Raw genomic sequence first — 17,593 nt, forward strand, 5'->3', positions numbered from 1 at the left:
GGGGGCAAAGAACATGAAACGACGTGATTTCTGCAAAGCGCTGGCTTGCAGTGCCGCTCTTGCGCCCGGGCTGACTCTGCCCCGGGCCGAGGCCGCCGCGAAGAACCAGACGGTGGGCCGCGCGGTGCCGTCGGGAAAATACAGCCTGTCGTTCCGCAGCGAGCTGAGCCAGATGGACATTGAGCACGAATATTACTACAGCGACAGCTTTTTTGCGCACTCGTCCCTCCAGTATGACCACCAGCTGGCGCTGGCCACGCTGGGCATGGTGGGCGCGGCATTCAATACATGGGCCAGCGAGGCGAAATACTGGGCCAACGGGGATGTGGGCCGCGAGAACAGCCTCGACGCGGCCTATACGAAGCTGGGCTACGGCGATGCGAAGTATCGTTACTACGACATTGACGTGGGCAAGGCTGGCGACTTTGTGGGCTGGTCCACCGCCCGCAAGACCATCACCCTGAATGGCAGGCGAACCACCATCGTGGCGCTCATCCTGCGGGGCGGCGGCTATGGCGGCGAGTGGGTGAGCAACCTGCACACCGGCGCAGGCCATGCCCACAGCGGCTTCATCATCCCGGTGAACGAGGTGTTCACCGATTTGAAAAATTATCTGGCCGCAGCCCAGAAGGCGGGTGAACTGGGCCTTGTCAAGCTCTGGATGGGCGGCTACAGCCGGGGCGCTGCGGTGGCGAACCTTCTCGCCGCCCGCCTCGACAAAGAGCTGCCCGGATTGGCGCGGGAGGACGTCTTCGTCTACACCTTTGCCACGCCGGTGGCCCTCGGCCCGCAGGACTACCCCAACCTGCAGCAGGACTACGACAACAACCACAACGCCGACGGCACCCTGAAGGAGAGCTGGGGCGAGAGCAATATCTTCAACATCGTCTCCAGCGGCGACATCGTGCCCTGCCTGATGCCCGAGGAATGGGGCTACCACCGGAACGGCAACGACCGCTTCCTTCCCTCCACCCGGAACAAAGAAGAACTGAACGACCTCAACGAGATGGGCAGGAACGATTTCGGCCCCGTGCCGCTGGATTTCAGCTGGCTTGCCACCAACGAAGAGACCCACGAGCTTATGCTCAAGATGGAGGAATATTTCATCTCCCGGGAGAACTACCACGAGAACTACGAGGCGGCCCTGATGGACATGATCCAGTGCACCTTCATCCGTTCGGAGGAAGAGGTGACGGAGAACAAGATCCTCGACGATGGCGAGGTCATCCAGCGTCTGCGCACCCTCACCCACCTGAAGAACATGGACTACTGGAAGATCTCCCACGCCGTCTGGGCGGCGTCCACCATGAGTCGTGCCGTCCTCAAGCGGGTCGACACGGGCAGCATCCCCATCCGTGCCCAGCAGATCGTGGTGCCGGTGCTGGCCGTGGGCCTCTGCTACGGCCTTGAGAGCGAGGCGGTGAGCCTCATTGCAAAGTACATCCTGATGTTCGTGTCTATGCGGAGCGCCCCCGACAATGCGATCCGCGCGGCGTTCTGCCACCACTTCGAGAACTACACCGCCCTGATGGAGTATTACGCCCCCTCGGAGCACTGCATGGAAGCAACGACCCGCACCTGAGGCCCGGACGAGAGCAAAACAGAAAAACGGACAACGACTTTGGGTCGCTGTCCGTTTTTGTTATGCCGAAGCTTCTTCGGCGTCGGTCATGATGAACCAGAACACGGTGCCTCTGCCCACCGTAGAGTGGACGCCGAAGCGGAAGCCGTGCTGCTGGAAGATGGCTTTCGTGATGGAGAGGCCGAGGCCGGTGCCCTGTTTGCCCGCGTCGGAGCGGGAGCGGTAATACCGGTCAAAGATATAGGGCAGGTCTTCCGCCGAGATGCCGGGGCCGTGGTCCTCTACCTCGACGCGCACCCCCTCGGGGCAGCGCAGCGCCCGCAGCACGAAGATGCCGTCCTCGCCGATGTGGTGCATGGCGTTGCCCAGCAGGTTGTGCAGCGCCCGCTGCATCATGTCGGGGTCGGCGCAGACGGGCAGCTCCTCGTCGGGCAGCTCCAGCTTGAGCTGCCAGCCGTTCTGGGCACAGACGGCGTCGTACCGCTCGCTGACCTCGTCGCAGAGCTGGCCCATGTCGAAGTGGACCTTCTCACACTTGAGCGCGCCGCTGGTCACCTTGCTCAGCTCCATGACGCTGGACACAAGGGCTGTCAGGCGGTCGGTCTCGTCCACGATGATGTTCATCTGCTCGTCGCGGTGCTTCTTGTTGTCGCCGGTCAGGTCGCGCACTGTCTCGGCGTAGCCCTTGATGAGAGTCAGCGGGGTGCGCAGGTCGTGCGAGACGTTGGCCAGCAGGTCGCGCTGCATCTGGGAGGCGTGCTGGACCTCCTTCGCCATGTGGTTGAACTCCTGTGCAAGATCGCCCAGCTCGTCGTTCCGCACTGAGTCCACATGGACGGCGTAGTTGCCCTGTGCCACCTGCCGTGCGGCCCCGGAGAGGGCGCGCAGGGGCTTTGTGAACCATTCGCTGAAGAGCCACGCCGCCGACATGGAAAAGGCGAAGATGAGGGCCGCAGCCAGCGGCAGGACGGTGCTCAGCACCTTGCCGGCCTCAGCGACGTGCATGAGGCTGGTGGTGACCAGCACGGTGTAATTTCCGTCGGCGGTCATCCGCCCCACCATCAGCTGCACCGAGCCGGAGGGCGAAGGGGGATTGATCTTCCGCACCACCGCGCCGCCGCTCTCCCGGCAGAGCTGGCGCATGGCGCGGGCCGTGGTGTAGGCCGCCTTCTCGTCGGAGGAGTCGGTGGGGCGGGTGCGGTGGAGGTTGCAGTAGGAGAGGTTGTCCACCTTGAAGATCTGCCGCAGGGTGGTGTCGGAGATGTCGATGCAGAAGCTGCTCATCCCGCCCGTCTCGAAGATGTCATCCCGCAGCGAGTTGAAAAAGGTGTTGTTGACGTAGAGCTGGCTGCCGAAGGCCCAGTAGGACAGCGTCTCGCCCCGCTCGATAGCCTCATCCATCCGGGCGACGATGGCCTCGGCCTGCTCGGCGAGCTGCTTCTGGATATGGGTGGTGTAGAGAGGCTCCAGCAGCTGGGTGCTCAGGAACCAGAACAGCCCCACCAGCAAAAAGCAGATGAAGCAGAGAAAGCCCATGAGCTGGCCCCGGATGCCGATGGTGCGCCGTGTCTTGCTCGTTTGCCGCATGAAGAGCAGAACCTCCGCTTAACGCGCCGCGTCGGGGTCGAACTTATAGCCGATGCCCCAGACCGTGGCGATGTAGCTGCGGCACTTGCCCAGATGGCCCCGCAGCATCTTGACGTGGGTGTCCACGGTGCGGTCCTCGCCGAAGTAGTCGTAGTTCCACACCTTTTGCAGGATCTTCTCCCGGCTCAGGGCGATGCCCTTGTTGGAGGCGAGGAAGACCAGCAGGTCGAACTCCTTGGGGGTCAGGCTCACTTCCTCGCCGGAGACCTTGACGGTGTGGCTGGCCGTGTCGATGGACAGCTCGCCAAAGGTCATGGTGCTGTCGGAGGCTTCGGTGCGGGGCATGGTGCGGTTGAGCACTGCCCGGACGCGGGCCACCAGCTCCCGGGGGGAGAAGGGCTTGACCACATAGTCGTCGGCACCGCCCTCGAGGCCCGCCAGCTTGTCGTACTCCTCGCCGCGGGCGGTCAGGATGATGACGGGGGTGTTGATGCGGCGGGTGCGCATCTCTCGCAGGCAGGTCATGCCATCCATGAAGGGCATCATCAGATCGAGGATGACCAGATCATAACCGCCGCCGGACAGCAGGGACAGGGCGGCAGAGCCGTCGCCGGCCTCCTCGCAGGTGTAGCCCGAATATTGCAGATTCTCCCGGATCAGCTCCCGGATGCGCGGCTCATCGTCAACGATCAGAATTTTTGCCATAAGGCATTCCTCCTCATAAGCTTATATCTCTCAAAGCGCCGGGACGGCTCAGATGCAGCCCGGCGGAGCTGGATACGAAGTCTGATTCTATCATACCCTATCAATTAGGAATTTCTGTGAATTTTGGGTAGATTTTTTGGGAAAACATCCCAGCCCGGGCATAAGGGGCGTGTCAAGTCCAGCACCGTCTTGGAAAAAAAAACGAAGTGTGCTATACTACAATGATAAAAGCAACACTCAAAATCTGACACAGCAAAGGAAAACTGTTCATGCGCATTGGATTCGTAGAGCTGGTACTGCTCCTCTTCATCGCATCCCTCACGGTGGGGCCGAACGTGGCCCTTTTCGTAGACCGGTGGCTCCGCCGCGCCCAGCGCACCTCGGCGGCAGCGGCCCGCCGGAAGGCCCAGCTGGAAGCACAGGCCGCCATCGAGCGGGAGGCTCTGCTGACCCGTTTCCGGGTGGCCAGCAATGTCTTTGCCCTGCTGCTGCTGGCGGCGCTGGCCTATGGCCTGCTGCTGCGGCCCATCGAGACGCCGCCGAAAGCCTACACCGTCCCGGATGTCCGGCAGGACACCGGCGCGGCCCGGACGGAGCTGTCCGCCGACAGCAAAGACGGCTGGAAGCTGGGGGACTATCTGGGCGTGGACTGCGTCCGCACACAGGACGGCCTTGTCTACGCTGCGGCCTACGACGGTGCATCAATGAAAAAGCGGAAAAGCGATCTGGTCCGCACCGACGGCGGGCACGATGCGGCCATCCTGTCCGTGGAGGGGGAGCTGACAGGTTTTGCCTTTGACGGAAACGGGGATCTGTGGCTGACGGTCGTGACGCCCACCGGCGGGACCCTCTGCCGTGCCCGGCATGACAGCTGGGGCACCTCGGTGGAGCCGGTGGTCACCCAGCTGGACGGCGCACCGCTGGGTGCGCTGTCGGCGGTGGAGGCCGGCCCGGACGGAAAAGTCTATTTTGCCGCCGCGGCGGAGACCAGCGTGAAAAACGGGCTGGAAGGTGCGCTGCGCACCGAGCTTCTGGCCCACACCGGTACGGGCTGGGTCTACGTCTACGACCCGGCCGACCGTTCGGTGCAGCGGGTGCTGGGGGGCATCGCGGGCGCGTCGGGGCTGGCCCTCTCGGAGGACGGCAGGACGCTCTATGTCTCCGACCTCGGCAGCCGCTGCGTCTGGGCCGTGGACGCCGACGCCCGGGAGCTGACCGCCGGGGGGAAGAACTGCAAAAGCTTCCTTTCCGGCCTGCCGGGCTACCCCGGCGCACTGGCGCTGGACGAGGACGGCATCCTCTACGTCAGCTACCGCTGGGCGCGCAGCAACTGGCTGGAAAAGAACGCGGACCGCACCCTGCTGCGGAGCATCGCCCTGCGGGCCGGTGAAAATATGCAGCAGAAGCTGTTCGGCCTGTCGGCGGACGCGCCCTGCGCCGAGGCGGTGGATACGGCGGACGGCAGCTGGGAGCGGACCTTCACGGGCCGGGAGATGGACGGCTGCACCGCAGTCTGCCCGGCGGGCAGCAAAGTATATTTCGGTGCGGCAGGCTCTGCCAGCCTGCTGTCGGCAAGAGTGTAAACGAGGTGTTTTTCTATGACGGAAGAGTTCAAAAAGCAGATCGAAAACGAGGCGCGGCAGGCGGTGACCGAGCTGCTGGCGCAGGCAAAGCTGAAAAAGGGGGATGTCTTTGTGGTGGGCTGCTCGTCCAGCGAGATCGTCGGCGGGCACATCGGCAAGGATTCCAGCCTTGAGGCTGCGCAGGCGGTCTACGCGGGCATTGCGCCGGTGCTGGCCGAAAACGGGATCTGGCTGGCGGCACAGTGCTGTGAGCACCTCAACCGGGCTATCATCCTCGAGCGGGAGGCCGCCGGGAAATACGGCTGGGAGGAGGTCTGCGTCGTGCCCCGCCCCCACGCGGGCGGCAGCTGGGCCACCACCTGCTGGAAGCAGTTCCGTGACCCCATCGCCGTCGAAGAGATCCGTGCCCACGCCGGAATCGACATCGGCGGCACCCTCATCGGGATGCATCTGCGCCGGGTGGCCGTGCCGGTGCGGCTGAGCCTTTCGAAGATCGGCGAAGCGAATATTCTCTGCGCCCGCACCCGCCCGAAGCTCATCGGCGGCGAGCGCGCAAAATATACCGAGGAGGATTGAGCTTTATGGCAGAAAAGAATCTGGACGAGATGCGGGAGGCCGTAGAGGCCATCCGGGAAAAGATGGCCGCCGCGGCCCGGGAGGCGGGCCGAGACCCCGCCGGGGTGCAGCTCTGCGCCGCCTGCAAGACCCGCACCGCTGACACCGTCGCCGCCAGCGCGGCCCTTGCCATCGACGTCTTTGGCGAAAACCATGTGCAGGAGCTTTGCGCAAACTTCGACGCCGGAGCCTACTGCGGCAAGCCCAGCCACTTCATCGGCCATTTGCAGACCAATAAGATCAAGAAGGTGCTGGGCCGGGCCAGCCTCATCCAGAGCGTGGACAGCGAGCACCTGCTGACCGCCATCGAGAAGGAGGCGGCCAAGGCCGGTATCGTGCAGGATGTGCTGCTGGAGGTGAACATCGGCGGTGAGGCGTCGAAGTCGGGCGTCTCGCCGGAGCAGCTCTGGCCCCTGCTGGACGCTGCTGCCGCCGAAGAGCATATCCGGGTCAAGGGCCTGATGGCCATTCCCCCGGTCAACGACGACGATGCCCAGAACCGCCGGTATCTGGCCGAGGTGTACCGGCTGTTCGTGCAGGCCGGAGAGCGCGGCTACGCCAACGTGAAGATGGAGACCCTCTCCATGGGCATGAGCGGCGATTTCGAGAATGCCATCCGCGAGGGCGCGACCCTCGTGCGCATCGGCACGGCCATCTACGGCGAGAGGGATTATAGTAAGAAATAAACGGCCTTGCCCTCTCCGTCATTGCTTCGCAATGCCACCTCTCCCAAAGGGAGAGGCTTGGAGCTTGACGGTAGGCGAAAGGCTCTCCCTTTGAGGAAAGACTTTCCCCGGCCGGGGGAAGATGTCGCGCAAGCGACAAAAAGGGGAGTCTGTCACCGAAGGTGACTGAGAGGGCAAGCCCGCTATAAAAATTGGAGGAACTATGCAAAACGTCAAAGACCCCGCAGCGCGGCATACCAGCAGCGGCGCACTCATCCGGCGCTTCCTGCCCTATCTGGCAAAGTACAAAATGACCCTGTTCATCGACCTGTTCTGCGCGGCGATGACCACCCTGTGCGACATCATCCTGCCCAAGATCATGAGCACCATCACCAACTCCGCCATGGGCGTGGGCATCACCCTCACGGCGGGCATCGTGCTCAAGCTGGCGGCGGTGTACTTCGTGCTCCGCATCATCGACGGCGCAGCGCAGTATTTCATGTCCGGCATCGGCCACATCATGGGCGTCCACATCGAGACGGATATGCGCCGGGACGCCTTCGACCACCTGCTCAAGCTCGACCACACCTACTACAACAACACCAAGGTCGGCACCATCATGGGCCGCATCACCAACGACCTGTTCGATGTGACTGAGTTCGCCCACCACTGCCCCGAGGAATTTTTCATCGCGGGCATCAAAATTATAGCCTCCTTCCTCATCCTGTGTCAGGCCAGCGTGCCCCTGACGCTGGCGGTGTTCGCCTGCGTGCCCCTGATGGGCATCGTGTCCGTCAAGCTGAACCAGCGCCTGCGCGCCCGGTTCCGCCAGCAGCGCATCCAGATCGGTGAGCTGAACGCCACCATCGAGGACAGCCTGCTGGGGCAGGGCGTCGTGAAGGCCTTCGCCGCCGAGGACGAGGAGCGGGAGAAATTCGCCAAGGGCAACAAGGATTTTGAGCACATCAAGACGCTGGGCTACTACGCGATGGCGGCCTTCAACACCTCCACCCGCCTGTTCGACGGCCTGATGTATCTGGTGGTCATCCTTGCGGGCGGCCTGTCGCTGGTCTATGGGAAGATCACCGCCGGCGACCTCGTGGCTTATATGCTCTATGTCACCACCCTCATCGCCACCATCCGCCGCATCGTGGAGTTCGCCGAGCAGTTCCAGCGGGGCATGACCGGCATCGAGCGCTTTGCGGAGATCATGGACACCCCCGTCACCATCAAGGACGCCGAGGATGCCAAGCCCCTGCAGCCCGGCCCGGGTGGCATCCGGTTCGAGGACGTCAGCTTCGAGTACCCCGACGATCACAACAAGGTGCTGCACCATGTCAGCCTCGACATCCGGGCCGGAGAGCGTCTGGCGCTGGTCGGACCCTCCGGCGGCGGCAAGACGACCCTGTGCAACCTCATCCCCCGCTTCTACGAGGTGACGGGAGGCCGCATCCTCATCGACGGGCAGGACATCCAGCACGTCACCCTCAAGAGCCTGCGGGAGGACATCGGCATCGTCCAGCAGGAGGTCTACCTCTTCAGCGGCTCTGTGGCGGACAACATCGCTTACGGCAAGCCCGGCGCGACCCGGGAGGAGATCGTTGAGGCGGCCCGTCTGGCGGGCGCAGAGCGGTTTATCCGCGCCCTGAAGGACGGTTTCGACACCTATGTCGGCGAGCGCGGCGTCAAGCTCTCGGGCGGTCAGAAGCAGCGCATCGCCATCGCCCGGGTATTCCTGAAGAACCCGCCCATCCTCATCCTCGACGAGGCCACCAGCGCCCTCGACAACGAGAGCGAGATCCTGGTGGGCCAAAGCCTCGAGAAGCTGGCCCATGGCCGCACCACCCTGACCATCGCCCACCGCCTGACCACCATCAAGGACTACGACCGCATCCTCGTGCTGGGCGCGGAGGGCATCGAAGAGTCCGGCACCCACGACGAGCTGCTGGCCAGAAAGGGCGTCTACTACCGCCTGTGGAACCAGCTGCCGGGGGAAGATACGTTATAATTTTTCCATAAAAACAAGGGACTGCTTGCAGCAGCCCCTTGTTTTTTTTTTATAGTGAGAAATATCAGTCGCCCACGATGAGCCGCACTGCGCCGTAGATGCCGGCGTCGTTGCCGAGGCTTGCGGCCTTGATGGGCGTCTCGCGGCAGGACTTGAAGGCGTAGGTCTTGTAGTGCTCCACCAGCGGGTCGAAGAGAACGTCGCCTGCGCGGGACACGCCGCCGCCCACAAGGAACATCTCGGGGTCGGTGGTGGCAGCGATGGTGGCCAGAGCCATGCCGAGGGTGTCGGTCATCTCGTCCACCTCGCGGGCGGCGAGAGCGTCGCCATTGCGGGCGGCGTCGAAGACGTCCTTGGCCTCAAAATCCCTGCCGCGCAGTACACAGTCAGCGTCGGGATTCTCGTCCAGCAGCTTCTTCATGCAGCGGACGACGCCGGTGGCGCTGGAATACTGCTCGAGGCAGCCGTGCTTGCCGCAGCCGCAGGTGGCCGTCTCGTGGCGGTTGACGGTGATGTGGCCGATCTCGCCGCCAGCGCCGTGTGCGCCGTCGATGACCTTGCCGTTGACGATGACGCCGCCGCCCACGCCGGTGCCCAGCGTGACCATGACGGCGCTGCGGCAGCCCTTGGCCGTGCCCATCCAGATCTCACCCAAAGCGGCGACGTTGGCGTCGTTGCCCACCAAGACCTTCATGCCATCCAGCAGGCCGGACAGCTGGGCCGAGACGTTCCGCTCGCCCCAGCCGCCGAGGTTGGCGCAGATGATGGGGACGATGCGGCTGTCCAGCACAGGGCCGGGCACGCCGATGCCGACGCCCTCCACCTGCTCGGAGGGGATCTCCTTCTCGACCATCTTGGCGTGAATGGCGTCGGCCAGATTTTCGAGGATATGCTCACCGGCGTTCGAGGTATCGGTGGGGACTTCCCACTTTTCCAGCAGTGCGCCCGAGGTGGTGAACAGGCCGACCTTGGCGGTCGTGCCGCCGAGGTCGATGCCGAATGCGTATTCTTTCATGATTCATTTACCCCTTTTTCTGCGGCGGTCGTCCGCCGTTTTTAGCTGACAACAGTATAACATACTCCGGCCCAAAAGAGCAGAGGGCAGGCCGGATTTTATGCAATCGGACGGAAATGGACTGCGATTTTTGGCGAAATCGCAGAAAGGAAGCGCGGATGCAAAAACTCCCCGCCATGCACGCTGCACAGCGGGGAGAAAGAGGGAGGAAGGGGCAGAGTTCAGAGAGCCGAGTAGCCGAAGCTGTTCACCAGCGCGTCGATGTGCTGGCCCGCCTTGCACATGGGGCAGTCGCGGCTGTCGAAGCTGGCGTAATCGGGCAGGCTGGAGGGGTCGAAGATGGATGTGACCGGGATGCCCAGACACTCGTGGGTGGTGGCAAAGATGGCCGACAGGCCCGCCACAGTGCCGCCGTAGTAGTTGACGGCCTCGATAGCCGCCTGCGCGGTGTAGCCGGTGGTGATGGAGGCGGCCAGAATGAGGACGTGCTTGCCCTTGACCATCGGGGCGAGGTTGTCGCGGAGGATGATCTGGCTGCCGCTGGTGTACTCGGGGGTGATGACGTAGATGGTCTGGTGGGCGTTCATATTGGCGAAGCCGTCCTTGGTCAGCTCGTTGGCCAGACAGGTGCCGATGACCTGCGTGCCGTCCAGACAGAGCACGGTGTCCACGATGGTGCTGTGCTGATAGGCGGCCACCAGCTCCTTGGCGACGGCCTTGGCCTCCGAGAGGCGGGCTTTCTGGGTGGTGACGTCGATGTAGTAGTTGATGTGGCTGTGGCTGGTGGCAAAGTGGCCCTTTGCCACGCGCAGGAACAGACTGCTCTTGTTGGTGGGAAGCTTTACCATATTGATCATAAACTGCACACTCCTGTTCTTGTGAAATCAGGCAGGACGCCCATCCCTCAAAAGGAAACTGCGCGGCGGCACTTGCCCGTCCGCTGCGCTCCCCGGTTGGTATGTCCCTATTGTAGCAGGAAAAGCCCCCTGTGCACAAGACATAAAACCACTAAAATTCTTTGCCCTGAATTTAGCATATCGACGAAACAGGGCGAACAAAAACGCCCAAGGCGTGAGCCTTGGGCGTGGAGTGCGGAAATAAGAAATTATTCGAAGGTGACTTTTCCAGTGGTAGCATCGACCTTGGCGGTCATCTTCCAAGTGCAGAAAGCACGGGTGTAGCCGCTGTTGCCGCTGCTGGCCTGAATACGGGGCCAGTACTTGAACTCGACCTTGTCGTTGTTCTTAAGAGTAACGCCGGTAACAGTAATATCGAAATCCTGTTCACCGTCATCAGTCGTCAAATCGAACTTTCCGCCAGAAGAGCCTGCACCCTGACGCTTGACAGTGATGGCATTGTCCAGATAGTCCACGTCATCCTTGCTCTTGCCAGTGCTGTTTACAGTAAGCTCGAAGTTACCCCTAGTCACGCAAAGAGGAACCTTGTCCGTAGTGCACTTAATGTTGATGGTGGTCTTGAAAGTACCGTTATCGAATGTGGGCGCATCCTTCATCTTGAAGGTGCCCATCAGCTTCAGGGTGCTGCCGATTTTACCGGTCTTCTGGTACTCATCCTCACCACAGCCGGTCAGCAGGCTGGAACCAGCCACAGCCACAGCAGCGGCAGCGCTGTACTTCAGGAAAGAGCGGCGATTGAATTCTAAGGACATGATCGTTCCTCCTTTATGTAGAAACACAGAAATCATTGTACTGCCCCGTAGGGCGTCTTGCCTATACAATAGGCGAAAAATGAGCAGATGTCAATGGTTTTCACAAAATTTTGTGGGGAAAGATCTGCCCGTGGGACGGAATTTCGTCCGGAAAAAACGCCTTTAGGCCTGTGCAATATCGGAAGAGCTGAGGGTGAAGGTCAGGCTCTTGTTGGCCACGAAGGTGGGGACGAAGGTGACGTTCAGCTTCTGCCAGCCGGTGGGGACGCAGCAGATCAGCTCAATGTAGCCGGAACCCTGCGGGGGCAGGTTGGTGGACTCAGAGAAGCTCTGGGCGTCGGCGTTGTAGAGCTGGATGTAAGCGCCCACCTCGGCCTCGGCACCGTCACAGGTGGCGGTGAAGTCGGTGGTGGAGGCAGCCAGAGCGTGGAAATACTGGCGGGCGACGTCGATCTTGGTGGCCTCATTGTCCAGAGGATAGGCCGCATCCAGCTCGGCGAGGTTCTGTGCGCCGATGTTGAAGGTGGTCGCGCCGGAGCGGTTGACCGCAGTGATGAGGACGGCGACGTACTCGTGGTCGGGCAGGTCGGGGGTGGTGCTCATGGTGAAGACGCTGGTGAGCTGGACGCCCAGATTGTTCCAGTTGCTGACCTTATCGCCCACCTTGACCTCGATGGCGTCGCTGGTGCTGGAGCCGCAGCCGCCCAGCATGGCAGCAGCGCCCAGAGCGGCGGCGGAAGCGCCGGTGCACTTGAGGAAGGTGCGGCGGGAAATCTTATTGGACATGGATGTGTCCCTCCTTGAAATCGTTTTTATAAATAAAAAAGCACGATGAAAATGTTCTGTCTTGTTTATAACATTTTTTGCACGCAGATGCAAGCAAAACAGAGCAGAATTTACATTAGTTTCACAGAGAGTTAAGTGCGGTCCTCGCCGGTCAGCTCCCGGGCGCGGGTCTCGCTGGTCTTGACCAGATTGAGCAGGCTGGGCGTATACAGCGGGTATTCCCGGGTCAGGCTCTCGGTGGTCATGGCGAGGCAGGACGGGTCGGCCACGCCCTCGCCGCCGGGTAGCTCTTCTCCGGCCAGCAGAGCCTCCACGTTGGCCTGTGCGGAGTGCATCACGGCGTCAGAATAGCCGGGCCAGCGCCGGGCGTCCACGCTGAACATACTGGGGGCGTTGTGGGGCTCGGCGGAGTAGAGCAGCCGGAACATCTTGGCCACGGCGGTCATCAGGTAGGCGCTGACCTCGGTGGTCAGCGCTTTGCTGTGGCACTCGCCGATCTTGGCGTAGAGCACGTTCAGGCTGTTGGAGATGAGCTTCTTGTTCATGGTGGGAAGGACGCTGCCATGATAGATGTTGTCCTTCATCTTGTCGGGGTTGGGGATGTCCTCTGCCGAGAGCATCATGCCGTTGCGCTCTGCCGAGCGGCCCAGCAGGTAGTCGCAGGAGACATTATAATAATCGGCGACCCGTACCACAAAGTCCAGGCCGCACTCCCGGATGCCTTTTTCATAGTGGGAAAGCAGGGCCTGCGAAACGCCCAGATCCTCTGCCGCCTGTTTCTGGGTGATGCCGCGCTCCTTGCGCAGCAGTTTGATGATACGATTGAACTCCATGATGTTTGGCTCCTCAGATAAAAGATGGGACTTCCTTGATTTTTGGTTTACAGCACGTTGATTATACACAATGGAAAACGACTTGTAAAGCGAAAAAGTGACGGATTTTCCGCGATAATTTCGGCGTTTTTGTCAAAGGGGTTGCTCTTTCCACCATATCTATGTTAAACTAAAGCCTGACGGCATACATTTTGTGTCTGAGGATGCCGGGAATTTTAGCAGAAAAGCAAGATTTGTGCGAACCAGCACAGTACAAGATAGCTCACAAGAGGTGTTTTTGCATGAAAACCTTTAAGCTCCATCTCATCCGCCATGGCCTGACGGCCGGTAATTTACAGGGCCTTTACATCGGCAGCGGCACGGACATTCCCCTGTGCGACGAGGGCCGCGCCCAGCTGGCCGAGCTGAAGGAGCGGTTCGAGTATCCGCAGGTGGATACCGTCTTCTCCTCCCCCCTGATGCGCGCCGTGGAGACGGCCAACATCCTGTTCCCGAATGCCACCCACCAGTTCTCGGTGCACGACCTGCGGGAGGCGAGCTTTGGCGTCTTTGAGAACCATCCCGTCAAGGAGCTGGTGAAGAACGAGGACTTCAAGAAGTGGATCACCCCCGGCTCGGGTTTCGTGCCGGAGGGCGCAGAGCCTACCGAGCAGTTCCACGCACGCTGCGCGGAAACGCTGCTCAAGCTGTTCGAGTATATGATCCGGATGGACGTCACCGAGGCTGCCTGCGTGACCCACGGCGGCGTCATCATGAGTATGCTGAGCCAGCGCGCCCTCCCCTCCCGCCACCCGGAACAGTGGATGGCTGACCCCGGCTGCGGCTACACCGTCCAGACCGATGTTCAGCTCTGGATGCGCGACCGTCTGGTGGAGGCCATCGACATCGTGCCCTTCGGCTACGCCGACACCCTGCGCGGTCAGGCCGAAGCAGAGGAGAACGAGGCCTTCGAATAAGACTGCACCCGCTGCCGCCCGGCGATTTTGACGCCGGGCGGCATTTTTGCGGCTTTTTGGTACAAGATCGGCAAAGAAAATGCAAAATCTGCGGCAGAACCCGTCCAGACTCTTGACAGGGCGCAGAGAAACCGATACTCTATAAAGTGAATGATTTTTCTCGCTGCAAGGAGGAGTCCCCCATGTCTCAGTCCCTTTCCCGCCGGTCGTTCCTGAAATGCGCCGGTTCGGGCGCGGTCAGTCTGGCCGCTGCCCTGCTCACAGGTGTCTCGGCGGCTGGGGCACAGCCCCGGGCCGTGGGTCAGCCTGCCCTGCTGGACGGCAAGGCGGCGGTGGAGCTGCTGGGCTATGCGCCTGCGCCCGGGCTGAACGGGGTGCTGGTCTACCTCTCGGTGGAGAACCTTTCGGCCCGCACCCTGCCGGTGGGGGCAAGCTACCTCCACAGCCGGGACGTCTCCACTCTGAACGAGCTGTACAGTCTGGACAGCGGCGTCACGGCCCGCTGCGGGGGGCAGAGCATCCCCTGCGGGAGCTTCGCGGCCCCGCTCTATGCAGAGAACGCCGCCGACGCCTCGGCCTTTACCCTGAACCTCGCCGCCGGGCGCGGCGCGATGCTCCACTGCTTCTGTGCCGTCCCGGGCGAGTGGGAGACGCTGGAGCTGAGCTATCGCCCCGCCTTTGCCGCCGGCCAGCCGGTGGAGTTCGTGGTGCGGCGGGATGCCGATGCCGTCCGGCTCGGCCCGGTGCCCGCTGCGCCGGGAGAAGTGGGGAGCGTAGTGGACCTGTGAGGTGGACGCTCCGTTTCTGCGGACAACAAAAAATGAGACAGGCTTCCCCGCAAAGGGGCTGCCTGTCTCATTTTTGTTTTAAGAAGCCTTAGTCCTCGTCTTCCTCGTCCTCTTCCTCGCCTTCCTCCGTGCGGGGCTTGTAGAAGATGCCGCTCAGGAAGGTGCTGACAAAGTAGAGCAGGACCATCGGGATGGCTACCATGCACTGGGAAACGATGTCCGGCGGGGTGACGACGGCTGCAACAAAGAAGATGAGCACGATGGCAATGCCGCGGCCCTTCTTCATGAGCTGGGGGTTCGCAATGCCCATCTTGGCCAGAATGATGGTGACCAAAGGCATCTCGAACACGCAGCCGAAGATGATGAACATGGTCAGACAGAGGCTGACGTAGCTCTCGATACTGGTGGTGGTCTGGATGTAATCGGCGCCCTCGATGCCGGTGCTCAGGAACTGGAGCATGAAGGGCATCATGAGCTTGTAGGCGAACATCACGCCCACCACGAAGAGGGCCAGACCCAGCAGGATGACCAGCTTGAGGAAGAAGGTCTCGCTCTTCTTCAGGCCGGGCTTTGCAAAGGCGTATACCTGATACAGCGCCACCGGCACCGTAACGACCACAGCCGCCAGCAGGGAGACGCGGAAATACTGCATCAGCTTTTCCTGCGGGGCGATGGACACGAAGGTGTAGAAGCCCTGTCCCATCGCGGTCAGCAGGTCGATGAGGCGGTCGGCGTAGGACAGTGTGACCACGACCGCCACCACGAACACCACGGCGCAGACGATGAGGCGGTTGCGCAGCTCTTTCAGGTGGCCCGTCAGCGTCATGTTGCCGTCGTCAGCCATGACTTCGGCCTTTTTTTTGCGCTTTACGTTCGTAGCCACAGATTACTCCTCGTCGTCCTTCTTCTCAGTCTTGGTCTCGGCCTTTGCAGTGGTGGTCTCGGCCTCGTCGTCAGACTCCTCCATGCCCTTCTTGAAGTTGTTCATGGTCTTGCCGAACATCTTGCCCAGCTTCGGCAGGTTCTTGGGTCCAAAGATCAGCAGGACGACGACCAGAATGATAAGCAGCTCGTTAGTACCAATACGCATAATAATGATCTCCTTTTTACTTTGCCGCGCCGCGAGGCGGGCTGATTACGATGTATAAGGCAACCGCGGGCGCGGGTGCATCGGTGTGGATGTTCAGGCCTTTGCCTCTTCGGCGGGCGCGGCCTCGGCAGCGGGTGCGGCTTCTTCGGCCACAGGGGCTGCCGCAGCGGGGGCGTCGGCCTTTTCCTCGGCCTTCACAGGCTCAGCCGTCTCAGCGGCGGGAGCCTCAGCAGGAGCCTCCTCGGGCAGCTCTTCGACCTCCAGCTCGGTGACTTCCTCCGGCTGCTCGGCCTTGGCGGCTTCTTCCTTGCTGGTCTTGCCGATGCCGGTGAAGCTCTTGGTGACGTCCTTCACGCTGTTGTCGATGTCCTTCTTGATGTCGGTCAGGGGGGCGACCGCCTCCTTGAGGGGGGCCTGGATCTCGTTCAGAGGCTCCACGACGTTCTTCTGGATCTCCTCGGAGGCAGCGCCGGTGTACTTCTTCAGCTCACGCAGCATCTTGCCCAGCTTCTTTGCGTAGACGGGCAGCTGGTCGGGGCCGATGAAGACGAACGCGATGACCACGATGACCACGAGTTCCCAAAAACCAATTTTCATATCTTCTGATTCCTTTCCTTTGCCGCCCGGGCGGGGCAGCAGCATGGAGTGTGCCGTCAGCGGCTTTTTGGCGCGTTGTGCGCCTTGGATGCCATACATATACCGAAGATGCGTGAACGGAATATGAATTTAATATGAACTATTCGTGAATAAAAGGCTGGTTTACACAAAAACCAATCGATACAGTAGAAATTGCGTAGAATAATACCAATTGGAATTGAACGCACTCAGCGGACCGTGTTCGTCAGGGTGCCGATGCCCTCGATCTCGCACCGCACTTCGTCGCCCGGGACGAGGAAGCGGGGCGGGTCCATCCCCATTCCGACGCCTGCCGGGGTACCGGTGGCGATGATGGTGCCTGCACGGAGGGTCATGCCCTGCGACAGCTCGGCGATGACGTGGTCGATGTTAAAGATCTGAAGGCCGGTGTTGGAGTCCTGCCGCTTTTCGCCGTTGACGAAGCACCGGATGGGGAGCTTGGGCGGATAAGCCTCGAACTCATCCGCCGTGACGATGCAGGGGCCGATGGGGGTAAAGCCGTCGAGGCTCTTGCCGAAATACCACTGCTTGTGCGCGGTCTGGACGTCCCGGGCCGAGACATCGTTCAGGATGGTATAGCCGAAGACGTAGTCTCTGGTCTGCCCTGCGGGAACGTCCTTGGCATCCCGGCCCAGCACGACGGCCAGCTCGCACTCGTAGTCCAGCTTTTTCACGAGGTCGGTGTGAGCCTCGATGAAGCCGCCGTCCGGCACGGCCCGGGTGACCCGCTTGGAAAAGTAGATGGCATCCTGATGCTGGGTGGCGAAGGCGTCGGCAGAGTATTTCTCAGCCTCGTCCGAATGGGCCATGTAGTTGATGCCCAGACAGATGACATCCTGCGCCGGGGCGGGGATGGGGCTTTCCAGAGTGACAGCCTCGATGGGCAGGGCCGGGATGCCCGCGATGGCCAGCGAAAGCCCGGCCCGCACCTGCGGGGTCAGAAAGGGGATGGCGTCGGACAGAGTCTCGTAGGACAGGCCCAGCCAGCTCAGGGGCCAGACCTGACGGCCATCCGCCGACAGGATGGCCGGGTCTTCTACGCCGTCGGGCAGACGGCAGGTGATGAAGCGCATCG

18 protein-coding genes are annotated in these 17,593 nt (G+C 61.6%); 7 read left to right on the forward strand and 11 right to left on the reverse strand.

The genetic code is table 11. The features are described 5' to 3' along the window. Positions 1-13 precede the first annotated feature (13 nt). Entirely contained in the window at positions 14-1,582 is a 1,569-nt protein-coding gene (locus LKD23_RS04930; RefSeq protein ID WP_227620685.1) for a lipase family protein, read from the forward strand. Between the two features lie 60 nt (positions 1,583-1,642). Here the strand turns inward: LKD23_RS04930 and LKD23_RS04935 are convergent, their stop codons facing one another. Together LKD23_RS04935 and LKD23_RS04940 are read right to left on the reverse strand one after the other, a co-directional pair. Further along, the gene (locus LKD23_RS04935) at positions 1,643-3,169 is read right to left on the reverse strand and encodes a sensor histidine kinase (RefSeq protein WP_227620686.1); all 1,527 of its coding nucleotides are present in this window, start codon (positions 3,167-3,169) and stop codon (positions 1,643-1,645) included. Positions 3,170-3,187: 18 nt separating this feature from the next. Continuing rightward, positions 3,188-3,874 carry a response regulator transcription factor gene (locus tag LKD23_RS04940; protein ID WP_227620687.1) on the reverse strand — a complete coding sequence of 229 codons (687 nt, stop codon included), beginning with the start codon at positions 3,872-3,874 and terminating at the stop codon, positions 3,188-3,190. A 269-nt stretch (positions 3,875-4,143) separates the two neighbouring features. On the opposite strand from LKD23_RS04940, the gene LKD23_RS04945 reads away from it, so the two are divergent. The 4 genes from LKD23_RS04945 (at position 4,144) to LKD23_RS04960 (ending at position 8,745) form a co-directional block, all read left to right on the forward strand. Then, positions 4,144-5,457 carry an SMP-30/gluconolactonase/LRE family protein gene (locus tag LKD23_RS04945; protein ID WP_227620688.1) on the forward strand — a complete coding sequence of 438 codons (1,314 nt, stop codon included), beginning with the start codon at positions 4,144-4,146 and terminating at the stop codon, positions 5,455-5,457. Between the two features lie 15 nt (positions 5,458-5,472). Further along, positions 5,473-6,033 carry a TIGR01440 family protein gene (locus LKD23_RS04950; protein ID WP_227620689.1) on the forward strand — a complete coding sequence of 187 codons (561 nt, stop codon included), beginning with the start codon at positions 5,473-5,475 and terminating at the stop codon, positions 6,031-6,033. 5 nt (positions 6,034-6,038) lie between these two features. Further along, positions 6,039-6,758, forward strand: coding sequence for a YggS family pyridoxal phosphate-dependent enzyme (locus LKD23_RS04955; protein WP_227620690.1), 720 nt, complete (start codon positions 6,039-6,041; stop codon positions 6,756-6,758). A gap of 202 nt (positions 6,759-6,960) precedes the next feature. After that, entirely contained in the window at positions 6,961-8,745 is a 1,785-nt protein-coding gene (locus tag LKD23_RS04960; protein ID WP_227620691.1) for an ABC transporter ATP-binding protein, read from the forward strand. A 64-nt stretch (positions 8,746-8,809) separates the two neighbouring features. On the opposite strand, the gene LKD23_RS04965 is transcribed toward LKD23_RS04960, so the two are convergent. The 5 genes from LKD23_RS04965 to LKD23_RS04985 all read right to left on the reverse strand — a co-directional run bounded on the left by LKD23_RS04965 (position 8,810) and on the right by LKD23_RS04985 (position 13,048). Beyond that, positions 8,810-9,760: an ROK family glucokinase gene (locus LKD23_RS04965; protein WP_227620692.1), complete on the reverse strand. Its 951-nt coding sequence runs from the start codon at positions 9,758-9,760 to the stop codon at positions 8,810-8,812. 221 nt (positions 9,761-9,981) lie between these two features. Further along, complete coding sequence (locus tag LKD23_RS04970) at positions 9,982-10,617, reverse strand: phosphoribosyltransferase (RefSeq protein ID WP_227620693.1); 636 nt, start codon at positions 10,615-10,617, stop codon at positions 9,982-9,984. Between the two features lie 248 nt (positions 10,618-10,865). Next, the gene (locus tag LKD23_RS04975; RefSeq protein ID WP_227620694.1) at positions 10,866-11,429 is read right to left on the reverse strand and encodes a twin-arginine translocation signal domain-containing protein; all 564 of its coding nucleotides are present in this window, start codon (positions 11,427-11,429) and stop codon (positions 10,866-10,868) included. A 162-nt stretch (positions 11,430-11,591) separates the two neighbouring features. Then, positions 11,592-12,215 (reverse strand): twin-arginine translocation signal domain-containing protein, encoded by a 624-nt coding sequence (locus LKD23_RS04980; RefSeq protein WP_227620695.1) that lies wholly within the window; start codon positions 12,213-12,215, stop codon positions 11,592-11,594. A 131-nt stretch (positions 12,216-12,346) separates the two neighbouring features. After that, positions 12,347-13,048 (reverse strand): helix-turn-helix domain-containing protein, encoded by a 702-nt coding sequence (locus LKD23_RS04985; protein ID WP_227620696.1) that lies wholly within the window; start codon positions 13,046-13,048, stop codon positions 12,347-12,349. 281 nt (positions 13,049-13,329) lie between these two features. Between LKD23_RS04985 and LKD23_RS04990 the strand changes: the two genes are divergently transcribed. Beyond that, positions 13,330-14,004 carry a histidine phosphatase family protein gene (locus LKD23_RS04990; protein WP_227620697.1) on the forward strand — a complete coding sequence of 225 codons (675 nt, stop codon included), beginning with the start codon at positions 13,330-13,332 and terminating at the stop codon, positions 14,002-14,004. 182 nt (positions 14,005-14,186) lie between these two features. After that, the gene (locus LKD23_RS04995) at positions 14,187-14,792 is read left to right on the forward strand and encodes a Tat pathway signal sequence (RefSeq protein ID WP_227620698.1); all 606 of its coding nucleotides are present in this window, start codon (positions 14,187-14,189) and stop codon (positions 14,790-14,792) included. An 88-nt stretch (positions 14,793-14,880) separates the two neighbouring features. Here LKD23_RS04995 and tatC read toward each other — a convergent pair whose 3' ends face one another. The 4 genes from tatC to LKD23_RS05015 form a co-directional block, all read right to left on the reverse strand. Continuing rightward, positions 14,881-15,675, reverse strand: a complete 795-nt coding sequence (tatC, locus tag LKD23_RS05000; protein WP_227620699.1) for a twin-arginine translocase subunit TatC — start codon at positions 15,673-15,675, stop codon at positions 14,881-14,883. Positions 15,676-15,678: 3 nt separating this feature from the next. After that, on the reverse strand, positions 15,679-15,882 hold the full coding sequence (gene tatA / locus LKD23_RS05005; protein ID WP_227620700.1) for a twin-arginine translocase TatA/TatE family subunit: 204 nt from the start codon (positions 15,880-15,882) through the stop codon (positions 15,679-15,681). Between the two features lie 93 nt (positions 15,883-15,975). Further along, positions 15,976-16,479, reverse strand: a complete 504-nt coding sequence (locus LKD23_RS05010) for a twin-arginine translocase TatA/TatE family subunit (RefSeq protein ID WP_227620701.1) — start codon at positions 16,477-16,479, stop codon at positions 15,976-15,978. Positions 16,480-16,706: 227 nt separating this feature from the next. Beyond that, positions 16,707-17,591, reverse strand: coding sequence for a fumarylacetoacetate hydrolase family protein (locus LKD23_RS05015; RefSeq protein WP_227620702.1), 885 nt, complete (start codon positions 17,589-17,591; stop codon positions 16,707-16,709). Between the last annotated feature and the right edge of the window lie 2 nt (positions 17,592-17,593).

This window comes from Faecalibacterium butyricigenerans, from assembly GCF_020687345.1.
GTDB lineage: Bacteria > Bacillota > Clostridia > Oscillospirales > Ruminococcaceae > Faecalibacterium > Faecalibacterium butyricigenerans.